At 57.8% G+C, this 14,163-nt stretch carries 10 protein-coding genes; 3 read left to right on the top strand and 7 right to left on the bottom strand.

Translation table 11 applies throughout. The annotated features are described in order from the left end of the window. Positions 1-61: 61 nt before the first annotated feature. The 5 genes from HKX44_RS09485 to HKX44_RS09465 form a co-directional block, all read right to left on the bottom strand. A complete protein-coding gene (locus HKX44_RS09485) occupies positions 62-2,875 on the bottom strand; it encodes a molybdopterin oxidoreductase family protein (RefSeq protein WP_276151086.1) in 2,814 nt (937 codons plus the stop codon). 10 nt (positions 2,876-2,885) lie between these two features. Beyond that, positions 2,886-3,647 (bottom strand): sulfite exporter TauE/SafE family protein, encoded by a 762-nt coding sequence (locus tag HKX44_RS09480; protein ID WP_276151085.1) that lies wholly within the window; start codon positions 3,645-3,647, stop codon positions 2,886-2,888. Then, positions 3,644-4,654 carry a phosphate acetyltransferase gene (pta, locus tag HKX44_RS09475; protein ID WP_276151084.1) on the bottom strand — a complete coding sequence of 337 codons (1,011 nt, stop codon included), beginning with the start codon at positions 4,652-4,654 and terminating at the stop codon, positions 3,644-3,646. Before pta ends, HKX44_RS09480 begins: the two co-directional genes overlap by 4 nt. A 39-nt stretch (positions 4,655-4,693) precedes the next feature. After that, positions 4,694-6,475, bottom strand: a complete 1,782-nt coding sequence (xsc, locus tag HKX44_RS09470) for a sulfoacetaldehyde acetyltransferase (RefSeq protein ID WP_276151083.1) — start codon at positions 6,473-6,475, stop codon at positions 4,694-4,696. A 106-nt stretch (positions 6,476-6,581) separates the two neighbouring features. Beyond that, positions 6,582-8,042 carry a PLP-dependent aminotransferase family protein gene (locus HKX44_RS09465; protein WP_276151082.1) on the bottom strand — a complete coding sequence of 487 codons (1,461 nt, stop codon included), beginning with the start codon at positions 8,040-8,042 and terminating at the stop codon, positions 6,582-6,584. A gap of 272 nt (positions 8,043-8,314) precedes the next feature. On the opposite strand from HKX44_RS09465, the gene HKX44_RS09460 reads away from it, so the two are divergent. Then, positions 8,315-8,668: a BrnA antitoxin family protein gene (locus HKX44_RS09460; RefSeq protein WP_276151081.1), complete on the top strand. Its 354-nt coding sequence runs from the start codon at positions 8,315-8,317 to the stop codon at positions 8,666-8,668. A gap of 173 nt (positions 8,669-8,841) precedes the next feature. Here the strand turns inward: HKX44_RS09460 and HKX44_RS09455 are convergent, their stop codons facing one another. Further along, positions 8,842-9,099 carry a glycine zipper 2TM domain-containing protein gene (locus HKX44_RS09455; RefSeq protein WP_276151080.1) on the bottom strand — a complete coding sequence of 86 codons (258 nt, stop codon included), beginning with the start codon at positions 9,097-9,099 and terminating at the stop codon, positions 8,842-8,844. Positions 9,100-9,252: 153 nt separating this feature from the next. After that, the gene (locus HKX44_RS09450; protein WP_276151079.1) at positions 9,253-10,662 is read right to left on the bottom strand and encodes an aminotransferase class III-fold pyridoxal phosphate-dependent enzyme; all 1,410 of its coding nucleotides are present in this window, start codon (positions 10,660-10,662) and stop codon (positions 9,253-9,255) included. 319 nt (positions 10,663-10,981) lie between these two features. Between HKX44_RS09450 and HKX44_RS09445 the strand changes: the two genes are divergently transcribed. Further along, positions 10,982-12,745 carry a DUF4214 domain-containing protein gene (locus tag HKX44_RS09445; RefSeq protein WP_276151078.1) on the top strand — a complete coding sequence of 588 codons (1,764 nt, stop codon included), beginning with the start codon at positions 10,982-10,984 and terminating at the stop codon, positions 12,743-12,745. A 360-nt stretch (positions 12,746-13,105) separates the two neighbouring features. Beyond that, positions 13,106-14,107: an ABC transporter substrate-binding protein gene (locus tag HKX44_RS09440; RefSeq protein WP_276151077.1), complete on the top strand. Its 1,002-nt coding sequence runs from the start codon at positions 13,106-13,108 to the stop codon at positions 14,105-14,107. The last annotated feature ends 56 nt before the right edge of the window (positions 14,108-14,163 follow it).

The raw sequence follows: 14,163 nt of genomic DNA, 5'->3' as shown, positions 1-14,163 counted from the left end.
AAGTGGGACTGGGGGCCAGCCCCCAGACCCCCGGAGGTTAATTTGCAAGATGAAGAGATGTTCATTTGCCGACCTTCCATGCCAATGTGTCGGGGCCCTGGCCGACAGGGGATTTGATTGGTGGATATTCGGGGCGGGATTCCTTCGGTGCAACGGCCTTTTTGATTTTGACCTTGAGGTCGAACCACGCCGCCTGCCCGGTAATCGGGTCAGAGTTGGCCCATCGCATACCGTCTGCCTTGGGGGGCAGAAGTTCGTGGATCAGGTGGTTGAGCAGGAAGCCCTTGGTCGCCTCTGGCGCGTCTCTATCCAGTGCCCATGCGCCCTTGCGTTTGCCGATGGCGTTCCATGTCCATACTGTATTTTCGTTCAGCGCAGCCATTTCCATAACTGGCACGGTGATTTCCCCATGTGGCGAGGAAACCTGTGCCCAATCGCCATCTGTCAGGTCGTTTTGGCGCATCAGTTTGGTCGGCAGGTACAGCGGGTTGCGCCCGTGCAGCTGGCGCAGCCATGCGTTTTGTGACCCCCATGAGTGGTACATCGCCATCGGGCGCTGGGTCAGCGCGTTGATGGTATAGCCTTCATTGCCTTCCTGATCCGTGTCGTACCAGATCGGCAGCGGTGACATGGTATCCTTGATCCGCTGGCGCAGATGTTCGGGCGGCTGGCGGTCGCCATGCCCTTCGGCGGCCAGCTGGAATTTGCGCATAGGTTCCACGTAAAGTGAGAACAGGTAAGGCTGGGGGCTGTCGAACAGTCCCATGTCGACGGCCCATTTTTGATAGCCCATATTCCACGGTTTATAGTAATTCGCCCCGTCGGGGATGTGTTCGACAAAGAAGCCGCCATTTTCGATATAGTTGTCGATCTGGCTGGCGTTCACCCCGCCGCGTCCTGATTGCAGGCCCTTTTCGCCCATGCGCCAACCAGCGAGCGGGCCAATGCCCGGACGGCGTTCGTGGTTGGTGATGTAATCTGCATAATCGGCGTATTTCTGACTGCCGTCGTCGTTCACAAAGCCTGGCAGACCCAGTTTCGCGCCCAGATCACAGAGTGCGGATTGGAACCCTTTGACGTTGCGGTCGGGTTCAACCACAGGCCAGCGGATGGCATCCGCCGCCGCATCCGCCTCGCAAATCGGGCGATCCAAAAGCGAGATGCAATCGTGGCGTTCAAGATAGGTGGTGTCAGGCAGGATAAGGTCGGAATAGGCGACCATTTCCGACGAATAGGCATCGGAATAGATGATATGCGGGATGACGTAATCGCCGTTCTCATCCTTGTCCGTCAGCATTTCCATCACGCCGCCGGTGTTCATCGAGGAGTTCCACGACATGTTCGCCATATACATGAACAGCGTATCGATCTTGTAGGGATCGCCGGCATGGGCGTTGGAAATCACCATATGCATCAAGCCGTGGCTGGACATCGGGTTTTCCCATGTGAAGGCTTTGTCGATGCGCGCAGGCGTGCCGTCGTCCTTGAGCGCCAGATCGTCCGGCCCATGAACAAATCCCAGATGCGGGCCGTTCAGGGGCGCACCCGGTGTCATCCCGACATGCGGCTTTGGGTGGGCCGTTGCGGGCTTGGGGTAGGGCGGTTTGAACCGGAAACCACCCGGCACTTCGACGGTGCCAAGGATGATTTGTAGGGTGTGCAGCGCGCGGCAGGTCTGGAAGCCATTGGCGTGGGCGGAAATCCCGCGCATGGAATGGAAAGACACCGGGCGGCCGGTCATCTTGGTGTGCTTTTCACCGCGGAAATCGGTCCATGCGTGGTCCAGCTCAAAGGCCTCATCGAAAGCGACACGCGCCAGTTCGGCGGCAATCGCGCGGATGCGTTTGGCCGGGATGCCACAGCGTTCTGCGACGGCCTCTGGAGCGTATTCATCGCTGAGGTACATTTCGGCCATCTTGTGAAAGACCGGCTTGTGCGTGACGCCCTTGGCGCGGTGGGTCGCGGAGAGGTCCGGTTTGACACCGGGGGTGTCATAGGCCGTCAGTTTGCCGGTCACGCGGTCCACCACCAGCTGTTTGCCGTTCTCGTCGCGCAGGTACAGGCCGAATTCGGGTGACTTTTCATCACCGTTCACCAGCACTGGCGCGTCCGTGTACTGTGCCAGATAATGCAGGTCGATCTTGCCCGCCTTCATCAGGCAATGGATCATTGACAGGATGAACAGCCCATCGGTGCCGGGGGTGATGCCAACCCAGTCGTCCGCCACCGCGTTATAGCCGGTGCGGATCGGGTTGACGCCGATCACACGCGCGCCGCGGCCTTTGATCTTGCCGATGCCCATTTTGATTGGGTTGCTGTCGTGATCCTCGGCGACGCCAAACAACATGAACAGTTTGGTGTGGTCCCAATCGGGCTGGCCAAATTCCCAGAAGGCACCGCCCATGGTATAGATGCCGGCAGCGGCCATGTTCACCGAACAGAAACCACCATGGGCCGCATAGTTTGGCGTGCCAAAGGCCTGCGCCCAAAGGGACGTGAAAGACTGCGACTGGTCACGCCCGGTGAAAAACGCCAGCTTTTCAGGGTTGTCCTTACGGATCGGTTCAAGCCAGTCTGCGGCGATCTGATATGCCTCGTCCCATGAGATTTCCTCGAATTCGCCCGATCCTCGTGGGCCAACACGTTTCAACGGGGACTTGAGACGCGAAGGCGCGTTGTGCTGCATGATGCCGGCAGACCCTTTGGCACAAAGCACACCCTTGTTCACCGGATGGTCGCGGTTGCCTTCGATATAGGCGACCTTGCCCTCTTTCATATGCACGTTAATCCCGCAGCGACAGGCGCACATGTAGCAGGTGGTCTTGCGCACTTCGTCTGATACCTTGGGGCTCAGGTCGATGACAGGCTGGTTCATATGCGTTCCTTCAAATGGCGCTGCGCACAAGGGATACGACGCCAAGGCCGATCAACAACGTGAGGCAGACACTGCGATAGTAGGGCTGTAATTTCGGTGTGAAAAGCTTTTGCCCCAGAAAGACACCGATCAGGCAGGGGACGAGAAAGAACAGCCCGCGTGTGGCGGCGGTCGCGTTCATTGTGCCGTAATAAAGATGGGTCAGCAGCGAGGTCACGGTGCCGAACAGCAAAAACGCGACCAATGTGGCCCGCATCACCCGCGGTTCGGCATCCCGCGCCAGTACATATAGGGCAACCACCATGCCGCCGACCCCGGCCAACCCGGTGACGATGCCGGCAATGAGGCCGGTTGTGGCGGTGCCTGTGGTGCTGTCGAGGGCGCGGATACGGATCTTCCCCAACTGTAGCGCGGCCAGCGCAATCAGGATGACCAAGGCAATTTGTTTGGAGACGGCAGGGTCCAGCGCGACGGTCAGGCCGACGCCGGCAAAGACACCAAGGGCGCTACCGGCGGTCAGGATGGCCGCGGCACGCAGGTCAGCACCGTCCCATCCGGCGCGGATCATCATCAGCGAGGCACCAATCTCAAGCCACCACATGATCGGGATCAACTCAATCGGGGGCAGGATCAATACGGCAAGGGCCAGACCAAAGGCCGACAGGGCAAAGCCGGTGAACCCGCGCACCAGCCCCGCCGCGACAAAGATTGCAGCCAAGGCGCAGGCCTGGGCTGGTGTCAGGGACAAAGCGTTCCAGAGGCTGTCCATCATGTGGGCTGCGACTGGCGGGCCTGAAGCACCGTAACAGCGATCATATTGGTGACATCCTCGGCATTACAGCCGCGTGACAGGTCGTTGGCGGGTTTGGCCAGTCCCTGTAAGACCGGGCCGATGGCACTGCACCCCCCGATACGCTGTGCAATTTTATAGCCGATGTTGCCGGCATCTAGGTTCGGGAAAATCATCACATTGGCCTGGCCAGCAACCGTTGATCCGGGGGCCTTGGAGGTGCCGACCGCGGGGGTAAAGGCCGCATCAAATTGCAGCTCGCCGTCCGCATCAAGGTCGGGATGTTGTTGTTTCAGGCGCGCGGTGGCCTCGGTCACCTTGGTGACATTGGGATGGGTTGCGCTGCCCATTGTGGAAAAGCTGAGCAGTGCGACCTTTGGCTTTTCGCCCAGCAACTGCTGGTGTGATGCTGCGGACGCCGCCGCGATGGCGGCCAGTTCTTCGGCGTCAGGATCAATCACCAGACCACAATCGCCAAAGGTCATTGCAGCGCGGCCAGAAGGGTGGCCCTGCGGCAATGCCATCAGGAAAAAGCTGGATACCAATGGTGCATCTTTGGCTTTGCCAATCACCTGCAAGGCGGCGCGAACGGTATCGGATGTGGTGGCGACTGCCCCGCCGACGGTGCCGTCCGCCTGGCCGTTGCGCACCATCATTGCCGCAAAGACGAGCGGGTCGCGAGCCTGTTCGGCGGCATAATCCTCGCGAATGTTCTTGTGTTTGCGCAGGTTGTAATAGCTTTGGGCGACCTCGGCGGTCAGATCAGATGTTGCCGGGTCTTCGATAGCGATTTCATCGCTGTCGGTGGCACCTGCATCAGTCAAAAGGGCCAACACCTTCGCGCGGGGGGCAACCAGTGTGACATGGGCAATCCCCGCTCGGGTTGCTGCAAGCGCACCGGCCACGATCCGGGGATCGTGACCTTCGCTTAGGACGATACGGGCAGGCCGTGACGCTGCGCGGTTGCGAAGCTCTTGCAGCATTGTCATGGCCTGTCCTTCTGTCGTTTTTGCCGGTTGTGGCAGTTCTCAGGTATGCACCTGCGGGCGCATGTCGTCTTTGCTGATGCCTGCCACTGACACCGGCTTTTTCATCGCATCGCGGCGGAAAGGTTCACCCAGTTCCTGGTTCAGGACCACTTCGATAAACGTGGTGACGCCATCGTTCATCTGTTCTTTCACAGCGGTGTTCAGCGCGGTTGTCAGCTCTTCCATGCCGGTGACCTGCACGCCCTTCAGGCCACAGCCATCAGCGATTTTTGCATAGTTCACGTCAAGGTTCAGTTCGGTGCCGACAAAGTTGTCATCGAACCACAGGGTGGTGTTACGCTTTTCCGCGCCCCACTGGTAGTTACGGAAGATCACCATGGTGATTGCTGGCCAGTCACCGCGGCCACAGGCGGTCATTTCGTTCATTGAAATACCGAATGCACCGTCACCGGCAAAGCCGATCACTGGCACATCGGGGCAACCGATTTTTGCGCCAAGGATCGCAGGCAGGCCATAGCCGCAGGGGCCGAACAGGCCGGGTGCCAGATACTTGCGGCCCTTGTCAAAGGACGGGTAGGCGTTGCCGATGGCACAGTTGTTGCCAATGTCAGAGGAAATGATTGCATCCTTTGGCATTGCCGACATGATCGCACGCCATGCCTGACGCGGGGCCATACGGTCTGGCTGGCGGTTGCGGGCGCGCTCGTTCCAGTCGATGCCTTCGTCGGTATCGTCTTCGTGATCCATCGAGGACAGTTCTTGTGCCCAGCGGGATTTTGTCAGTGCCACCAGATCTTTACGCTCTTGGCGGCCTTTGTCGCCGGCCCCGGCTCCGAGGTTCTCCAGCAGCTGTTCGGCAACCCGTTTTGCATCGCCCTGAATTGCCACATCGACCTTTTTGGTCAGGCCGATCCGGTCAGAGTTGATATCGACCTGGATGACTTTCGCTTCTGTGGGCCAGTAGTTCATGCCGTAGCCGGGCAAGGTGGAGAACGGGTTCAAGCGGTTGCCAAGGGCCAGAACAACATCGGCTTTCTGGATGATTTCCATCGCCGCCTTGGACCCGTTATAACCCAACGGGCCAACCGCCAGCGGATGGCTGCCGGGAAAGGCGTCGTTGTGCTGGTAGTTGCAGGCAACCGGCGCGTCCAGTGCTTCGGCCAGTCTGGCGCTTGCATCGATACCGCCGGACAGGACCACACCTGCGCCGTTCAGGATCACCGGGAATTCCGCTTCGGAGAGCAGTTTTGCCGCGTCCTGCACCGCTTGCTCGCCGCCCTGCGGGCGTTCAAGGCGGATGATCTGGGGCAATTCGATGTCGATCACCTGTGTCCAGAAATCACGTGGCACGTTGATCTGGGCGGGGGCAGAGCCGCGCCATGCTTTCTCGATCACGCGGTTCAGAACTTCGGCCATACGCGACGGGTCGCGGACCTCTTCCTGATAGCAGACCATGTCTTCGAACAGTTTCATCTGTTCGATTTCCTGAAAGCCGCCCTGACCGATTGTTTTGTTTGCAGCCTGTGGCGTGACCAGCAGCATCGGTGTGTGGTTCCAATACGCGGTCTTGATCGGGGTGACAAAGTTGGTGATGCCTGGACCGTTCTGTGCGATGGCCATCGACATCTTGCCGGACGCGCGTGTGTAGCCGTCCGCGATCATGCCACCAGAGGTTTCATGCGCGCAGTCCCAAAATTTGATCCCCGCCGCCGGAAATAAGTCAGAGATCGGCATCATGGCGGAGCCAATGATCCCGAATGCATTGTCGATGCCGTGCATCTGGAGGACTTTGACGAAGGCCTCTTCGGTGGTCATTTTCATAGCAGCTAATCCTTAAGATTTTGTAGGGGTGCGATTCTGGGGCAGGGTAGGCCCATGGTCGCGCGGGAGTTAGGACCAAATGACATCAGGTCGTAGGTCCAAATCATCAAGTGGCCGCAATTTCATGTGCAATCAGGTCTACGCCCTCACGAATGCGGGCGGTGGGGATTGAGGAATAGGCAAGCCGGTAATAGTTGGCGGGCTGGTGACTGCCGGCGAAGAACGGGCGGCCCGGTTCGATCAGCACGCCCTTTGCGTGCAACCGGCGGGCGAGGTCATCTGTGTTGACCTGATCGGGGGCGCGCATCCAGAAAGACGAACCGCCAAAATATCCCCGCCCCGAGATCCGTAGATCATGCGCGGCAAGTGCCTCTTCCATGATACGCCGGCGTTCGTGAAGGGCGGTGCCCATGCGCCGGATCAATGCATCGTAATGACCCAGCGACAGGAAATAGGAAGCGGTGCGCTGAATGTGGCCGGGGGCGTGACGCAAGACGGAGGCGCGCAGGGCGCGGGCCTCGCGGATGAAAGGTTCGGAACCAACCAGATATCCAAGGCGCAGCCCCGGAAACAGTGATTTTGAAAAGCTGCCGACATAGATCACCCGGCCATCCGTATCGAGTGATTTTAATGCCGGTGAGGGCGATTTGAGAAACGACATTTCGAACTCATAATCGTCTTCGACAATCAGCGCCTCCATCTCGCGGGCGCGGTCCAGCAAGGCGCGCCGGCGCTCCATCGGCATGGTCGCATTGGTCGGGCATTGGTGGCTCGGCGTGGTGAAAACCACATGGGTTTCGGGCGGAATTGCATCCGGCGGAAGCCCGTCCTGATCAACGCGAACAGGGGTAACATTGCATCGGGACTGAGAAAGTATGTCGCGCAGGGCGGGATAACACGGGTCTTCGAGGACCGCGTTTCGGCGCTGGGTCAAAAGCACCTGCGTGGTCAGCCAGAGCGCGTTCTGCGCCCCTAGTGTGATCAGGATTTGTTCCGGGCGGGCGGTGATACCCCGGCGCGGCAAGGTGTGGCGCGCGATGAATTCGATCAGCTGGGGATCGTCCTGATCATAGTAATCAGTGGTCAGCGCGGCAAAGTCTTTTTGCCCCAAAGCCTGAAGCGCGCAGAGCCGCCAGTTGGCGTGATCAAACAGTGATTGATCCGCCTGCCCGTAGATAAAGGGAAAGCGGAATTTGGCCCAATCCTGTGGCTTGGCCAGCCCTGCGCCGCCACTGAATTTCTGACCGATTGCGCGGGCCCAATCGACGGCATCAAGACTTTCTGGTGGGGCGGTAAAGGAGGGGGGAGTTGGTGCATTTTCGGAAACGAAATATCCCGATCGCCCCTTGGAGACGAGATAGTCATTGGCCAGTAATTCGGTGTAGGCGATGGTGACGGTGATGCGGCTGACGCCCAGATGAGATGCGAGTTTGCGTGTTGATGGCAGCTTTTCACCCTGCTGGAAACGGCCGGACAGAATGCCCTGCGCGATCATCTGCTGTATCTGTTGTTGCAGGGTGCCCTGTGCGTCAGGGTGAAGGAAAAAAGTCTCGACAGGAAGGGCCATGGTTTCACCCTATGCTGGACTGAACTGGCTTTCAATCTGGCATTACTGTATGCCGATAACACTTGCGCTATTTTATTAGAATACTCTGATCTTACCAAGTAGTAAATAATAAAAATGAGACATTTGGTATCAAAAACAGAGAATTTTGTGAGATTTTGCCCGGGCACCCTGCGTACACCCTCTGTGCGCCCCCCGTAAACCGTGCGGTGCATCCATCAGAAAGAAAGCTCAGGCGGGTTATAGATATTTGATGGAGTCATAAGGAGACAGGTGTGAACAAGAAAGATGCTTATGCGCAGATGATGTACGAGTTGGAGGACTTGCAGCTGGGTATGCGGGATGCGTGGTTGCAGGACAGTTTGCCGCTGGAGTGGGATGGTATGGAATACGGGTCGCCAAGTCCGCGGGCCAAAACGCGGGTCACGATCCGTATCGACAGCGACATGTTGCGGTGGTTTCGCAGGATGGGTCCGGGGTACGGTCCGCGCATGAACCAGATTTTGCGAATTTATTGGACCGCGCTGCTGGGCGGTGGGATCAAGGGGTTTCCCGATGACAATAACATACCGCGTCTGTTGAACCGTGGACATGTCCAGATGCGGGAAAGGTACAAAGGTTCCTCATAAGCGTCTGGGATTTCCAAAGGGGATTTGGTTCGGTTGAGGGGGGGGGAGCGCACGCCGAAGCGCCAGACCTTTATAACGCCAGGCCTTAAACATGTATCCCCGATACCCTGCCACGCTGCGCGTTCTCTGGATATCGGGGATACGAAATGCTTCAGGTTAGAAGGCGGGACGCTTTAGGGGCAAGCGGCGGTGTAACGCGAACCATCGGGGCGCTGGTAGATACAGGAGCCGGATTCGGTGCGCCCGACATAGCTGCCAGCGGCGGCACCCGCTGCGCCGCCCACAAGCGCGCCAAGAATTTTGTCATCTTCGCCGGAGACGGCGGCACCGGCAGAGGCACCGATTGCGGCACCTGCAAGGGTGCTGGTTTGCTGATCTGCACAGGCGGCCAGCGCGGCCATAAGGGGCACGGAAAGAAGGATCTTTTTCATGACGTTCTCCAAAAGTTGGTGTGTAGGGAGAACAGATGAAGAGGCGCATGGTTCCACAGGTCAGATGGGGCAGGCGGAATTTCGCACAACGGGGTAAATGCAAAAGCCCCGCACATCTGGCGGGGCTTTTATCTGTCGTTAAGGGGGGGCGGTTTAGCCGAAGACACGCCCCAAGGCACCATCCACAGAGGTGATGATCTGGTCGATGTCATCTTTGGTGGCGATCAGCGCAGGCGAGAAACACAATGTGTTGTTTTTGCCCGGTACGGAGCGGTTGGTCATGCCGATGATCACGCCCTGGTTCATGCAGTCGCCCACAACCGCAGCGACCATAGCCTCCTGTGCTGCATCGCGGGTGTCGCGGTCTGCGACCAGTTCGGCGCCAAGGAACAATCCTTTGCCGCGCACGTCACCGATGACGGCGTGTTTTTCGGAGAGGGCACGCAGCTGGTCGAGCATGTAGTCGCCCATCTGGAGGGTGTTATCGAGCAGGTTTTCTTCTTCGATGATCTTGAGGTTTTCAAGGCCTGCTGTCGGGCCTGCGGTGCAGCCGCCGAATGTTGAGATGTCGCGGAAATAGCCCATCGGGTCAGAGGCATCGTCCTTGAACATGTCAAAGACTTCTTCTGTGGTCACAAGGCAGGAGATGGCGGCGTAACCCGAGGCCACCCCTTTGGCCATTGTCACCATGTCGGGTTTGATGCCGTAGTTCTGGTAGCCGAACCATGTGCCGGTGCGGCCAACGCCACAGACCACCTCGTCTATGTGCAGCAGGATGTCGTATTTTTTGCAGATTTCCTGCACCCGTTCCCAATAGCCTTGTGGCGGGGTGATGACGCCGCCGCCTGCGGTGACCGGTTCAAGGCAGAGGCTGCCCACGGTATCGGGGCCCTCGGCGAGGATTACCTTTTCGATTTGGTCGGCGGCCCAGACGCCATAGTTTTCCTGCGGTGCGCCATCCTGTTCGAAGGCGCGGTATTCCATGCAGTGGGGCACGCGGACAAAGCCCGGGGTGAAGGGGCCGTATTGCGCATTGCGTTCATCCTGTCCGCCGGCGGATAGGGCCGCGATGGTGGTGCCGTGATAGTCGCGCTCGCGGTAGAGGACCTTGTGTTTCTTGCCGCCGTATTTTTTATGGGCGATCTGGCGGACCATCTTAAAGCCCTTTTCGTTCGCCTCGCTGCCGGAGTTGGCGTAATAGACGCGGCTCATGCCGGGCATTTTCTCGATCAGTTTTTCGGCGAAGTTGGAGCCGGGAATGGAGCCGGCGGACCCTGCGAAATAATTGAGTTTGATCAGCTGGTCGCGCACGGCATTGGCGATGCGTTCGCGGCCATAACCGACGTTGACGGTCCAGACCCCGCCGGAGACGGCATCAAGATGTTCTTTGCCTTTCTGGTCCCAGACGCGCATGCCTTTGCCTTCAACGATGATGCGCGGGTCGACCTGTTTTGCGGTGTCGTCGTTCATGTATTGCTTGTGCTGGCTGAGGTGGTGCCAGATGTGAGCGCGATCCGCCTCGACAACGCGAGAGATGTCATTTTCGTTGAAGTTGCCGTCCATGGGTCAGACCTTTCGATGTAAAGAATGCGCGAAATGGGGGTGTCTTGCCCCTTCTATCTTCAATCACTGCTGGTTTACGGCAGAATCAAGTAGGGCCAAAACTGAGGTAACCGTAGGGCCAGTATTTTGCCCTGTCCAGCCTGGCGCAAGAATGCCTGTGTGCCGGCGTCGGGGCCTGGGGCGGCGGATTGGGCGATTTGCGGGGTGAAAGAGGTGCCGATTTTCCCTGAGGATAGCTGTTGACAGCGGTTGTGTTGCCGCTTCCTATTCCCTTGCTGCTTTTATTGCCGCTGTCACCGCCTTGCACAAGGAATGCGCCATGATCCCGACCAATTCACCGTTGCTTGCAGGCTTGTCCCCGTATGAGCAATCGGATGTCTTCACGACAACAAATGTCACCTACAGTTTTCTGGGGGCTGGCGTAGAAATTGATCCGGGCAATGACAGTGGCGCATTGACCACGTCGCTGGATTGGAACGCGCAGCAGCGGGCGTTGGTGCAGGATCATTTCGCCTATATCTCGACATTGGTCGACCTGACGTTCCAGCAGGTGCCGGCAGGTGGCACTGTGAATATCGAATTTATTCATATCAGCCAGTTTGAAGATCCCTTTGTAACCGGCGTTTCCATTCCGCAGGCCCCGGGTGTTTCACAGATTGTTATTCCGACCGATTTTATCGGGCTGGATGATGTGACCGTGATACATGAGATCGGCCATTCCATTGGCCTGAGCCACCCATTTGACGGGCCGGCGAAATTGCCGGGCGTGGATACAGATGCTGATCTGGGAACGTTCAGCCACAACACCGAACTGGCGACGCGGATGTCCTATAATCCGGGGGCATCAAACCTGCACCCTGGTCTGGACATCACCGGCGAGCCGCTGGCCTTTGGCGCGTTGGATATTGCGGCGCTGCAACTGCTTTACGGGGCGAACACAACCACGGCTGCCGGGAATTCGGTTTACGGGATTGATCCGGCGCTGAATACGATCTGGGACACGGGCGGGCAGGACCGCATTGATTTTTCCAGCGCCAGCGATAACGCAGTGATTGATTTGCGGGCGGCCACGCTTGGGCTGGATGAGGGAGGGGGCGGTTACCTGTCCTTTGTCGGGTCCAATGGCGGTACGGTTGCCAATGGCGGATACACGATTGCCTTTGGTGTCGAGATTGAAGAGGCGCGCGGCGGGTCGGGCGCGGATGTTATTACCGGCAACGCATTGGCGAACATGCTAACCGGGAACGGCGGGGATGACGTGTTGAAGGGCGGTGCGGGGCTGGATACCGCAGTCTATTCAGGATCGCAGGGTTTTTATACGCTGACATTGGGTGCCGGTGGCACAACAATCGAAGATCGTCGTGGCAATGGTGACGGCACTGACACGCTGGAAGAGATTGAAGCCCTGACATTTGGCGATGCGGCCGTGGCACCGTTTGATCTGACAAAATTTGCCGGCACACAGGGTTTGAGCGAAACACAGATGGAAAGCGTGATCGAGCTGTATGTTGCCTATTTCAACCGTGCGCCTGATGCGGTTGGCCTGAATTTCTGGGGCACGGCCTTTGCCAATGGCACCACGCTGGAACAGATGGCGACGCTGTTTATTGATCAGGACGAGACACGGGCAACCTATGGTCCCGATCTGAGTAATGCGGATTTTGTCACAGCGGTTTATTCCAACGTTCTGGGCCGTGCGGGTGATCAGGCGGGGGTAGATTTCTGGCTGGGGCATCTGGAAGCCGGAACGGTTGGGCGTGACCAATTTATTCTGGGCGTCTTACAAGGGGCGAAGGCCCCGATTGATGGCGGCACCAGCGAACAGATTGCCCAACAAGGGGCCGATCAACAGTACCTCAGCACCAAAACTGACATCGGCGCATATTATTCTGTTACAAAAGGCATGTCTGATACGGATAATGCGTCAGCTGCGATGGCGCTTTTTGACGGGACGCAGGGCAGCGTCACAGAGACGCAAACGGCGATAGATGGCTATTTCGAAGCGGCAAGTGAAGCGGATAGCGGCATGTTTCTGATGCCATTGGTCGGTGTCGTGGATGATCCGTTTGCCGTGATGGCGTAAAGTAGTGTGAGTGGTTCAGTCCAGATCACTTGATTTGGTCTGAACTGGACTCATGTTACTGTCGCATGTGGCCGTTTTGGTTTGCCGGTTTCGGCAGCACTGTCATGACACGATGCGATGTTACGTGGATTTCTGAGGCGACGTGAGAAATTGGAAGAAAAGCCAGTCGGAATTGATTGCCCTAACAGGAAAGACGCGACATGGTGTTGCCGGATGGATGTGCTGATGGTGGGGAATTGAGATTCCAGGTTTCATTTCCCGCAGCATGTACTGTCTGCCAAACCAAGACCGGCAATGATGTCGGCGGAGTAATCGAGCCCCTGCAATCTTGCGGTGGGTATGTTCACTAGGGAGAACAAAATGATCAAGAAAACAACAACAGGCTTTGTCGCCGCTGCAGTTATGGCGATGACGGGTCAGGCTGCGTTTGCAGACGGCCACGGCGAAATTACCGTTGGCTATTTCCTTGAATGGCCGATGCCGTTTCTTGCCGCCAAAGCATCAGGTGCCTATGACGAAGCGCTGGGCATGAAGGTGAATTGGGTTTCTTTTGAAACCGGTACTGCGATGTCTGCGGCGATGGCATCAGGCGACGTACAGCTGTCTGTTTCACAGGGGGTTCCCCCGTTTGTTGTCGCAACATCCGGCGGGCAAGACATTCAGGTCGTAGATGTGGCCGTGTCCTATTCCGATAATGACAACTGTGTTGTGCGTTCAGAGCTGGAAATCGACAAGGATTCTGCTGGCGAATTGGCGGGCAAGAAAGTTGCCGTGCCACTGGGGACCGCAGCGCATTATGGTTTCTTGCGCCAGATGGATCACTTTGGCGTTGATGTTTCGACCTTGCAGGTTGTTGATATGGCCCCGCCGGAAGGTGCTGCGGCGCTGTCACAGGGCGCGGTTGATTTTGCCTGTGGTTGGGGCGGTGGCCTGAGCCGGATGAAAGAATACGGCAACATTCTGCTGACTGGTGCGGAAAAGACCGAACTGGGCATTCTGGTGTTTGATGTGACCTCTGCACCTGCGTCCTATATCGCCGAAAACGGTGATGTTGTGGCCAAGTTTGTCAAAGTGACAGCGGATGCTAATGCCGATTGGAACGCGAACCAAAGCGACGAGATGCTGGCGGTGATTGCCGAGCAGTCCGGTATGGATGTTGATGCCGCAAAGTCGTCGATTTCCGGGTTTGTTTTCCCGTCGATCGAAGAGCAGCTGTCTTCGGCCTGGTTGGGTGGCAACGCGGCCCCCTTCATGAAGGGCGTGGCGGATGTATTTGTTGAAGCGGGTTCCATCGATTCAGCGCTCGACAGCTATGCCGGTACAGTGAACACTGGTCCGCTGGAAGCCGCCAAAGGCATGTAAGCGACCTTGGTGCGGCCCTGCATCGGGGCCGCACCGCACTTGCGATTTTCGTATAA

The sequence above is a fragment of the Sulfitobacter sp. M05 genome, assembly GCF_029285175.1.
Classification (GTDB): domain Bacteria; phylum Pseudomonadota; class Alphaproteobacteria; order Rhodobacterales; family Rhodobacteraceae; genus Sulfitobacter.
The sequence above is the reverse complement of the archived record's forward strand: the minus strand, read 5'-3'. Positions and strand labels throughout refer to the sequence as shown.

Bases quoted from the DNA above. Each gene is read 5' to 3' on its own strand.
- HKX44_RS09485 (WP_276151086.1), bottom strand. From the start codon at position 2,875: ATGAACCAGCCTGTCATCGACCTGAGCCCCAAGGTATCAGACGAAGTG.
- HKX44_RS09480 (WP_276151085.1), bottom strand. From the start codon at position 3,647: ATGATGGACAGCCTCTGGAACGCTTTGTCCCTGACACCAGCCCAGGCC.
- pta (WP_276151084.1), bottom strand. From the start codon at position 4,654: ATGACAATGCTGCAAGAGCTTCGCAACCGCGCAGCGTCACGGCCTGCC.
- xsc (WP_276151083.1), bottom strand. From the start codon at position 6,475: ATGAAAATGACCACCGAAGAGGCCTTCGTCAAAGTCCTCCAGATGCAC.
- HKX44_RS09465 (WP_276151082.1), bottom strand. From the start codon at position 8,042: ATGGCCCTTCCTGTCGAGACTTTTTTCCTTCACCCTGACGCACAGGGC.
- HKX44_RS09455 (WP_276151080.1), bottom strand. From the start codon at position 9,099: ATGAAAAAGATCCTTCTTTCCGTGCCCCTTATGGCCGCGCTGGCCGCC.
- HKX44_RS09450 (WP_276151079.1), bottom strand. From the start codon at position 10,662: ATGGACGGCAACTTCAACGAAAATGACATCTCTCGCGTTGTCGAGGCG.
- HKX44_RS09445 (WP_276151078.1), top strand. From the start codon at position 10,982: ATGATCCCGACCAATTCACCGTTGCTTGCAGGCTTGTCCCCGTATGAG.
- HKX44_RS09440 (WP_276151077.1), top strand. From the start codon at position 13,106: ATGATCAAGAAAACAACAACAGGCTTTGTCGCCGCTGCAGTTATGGCG.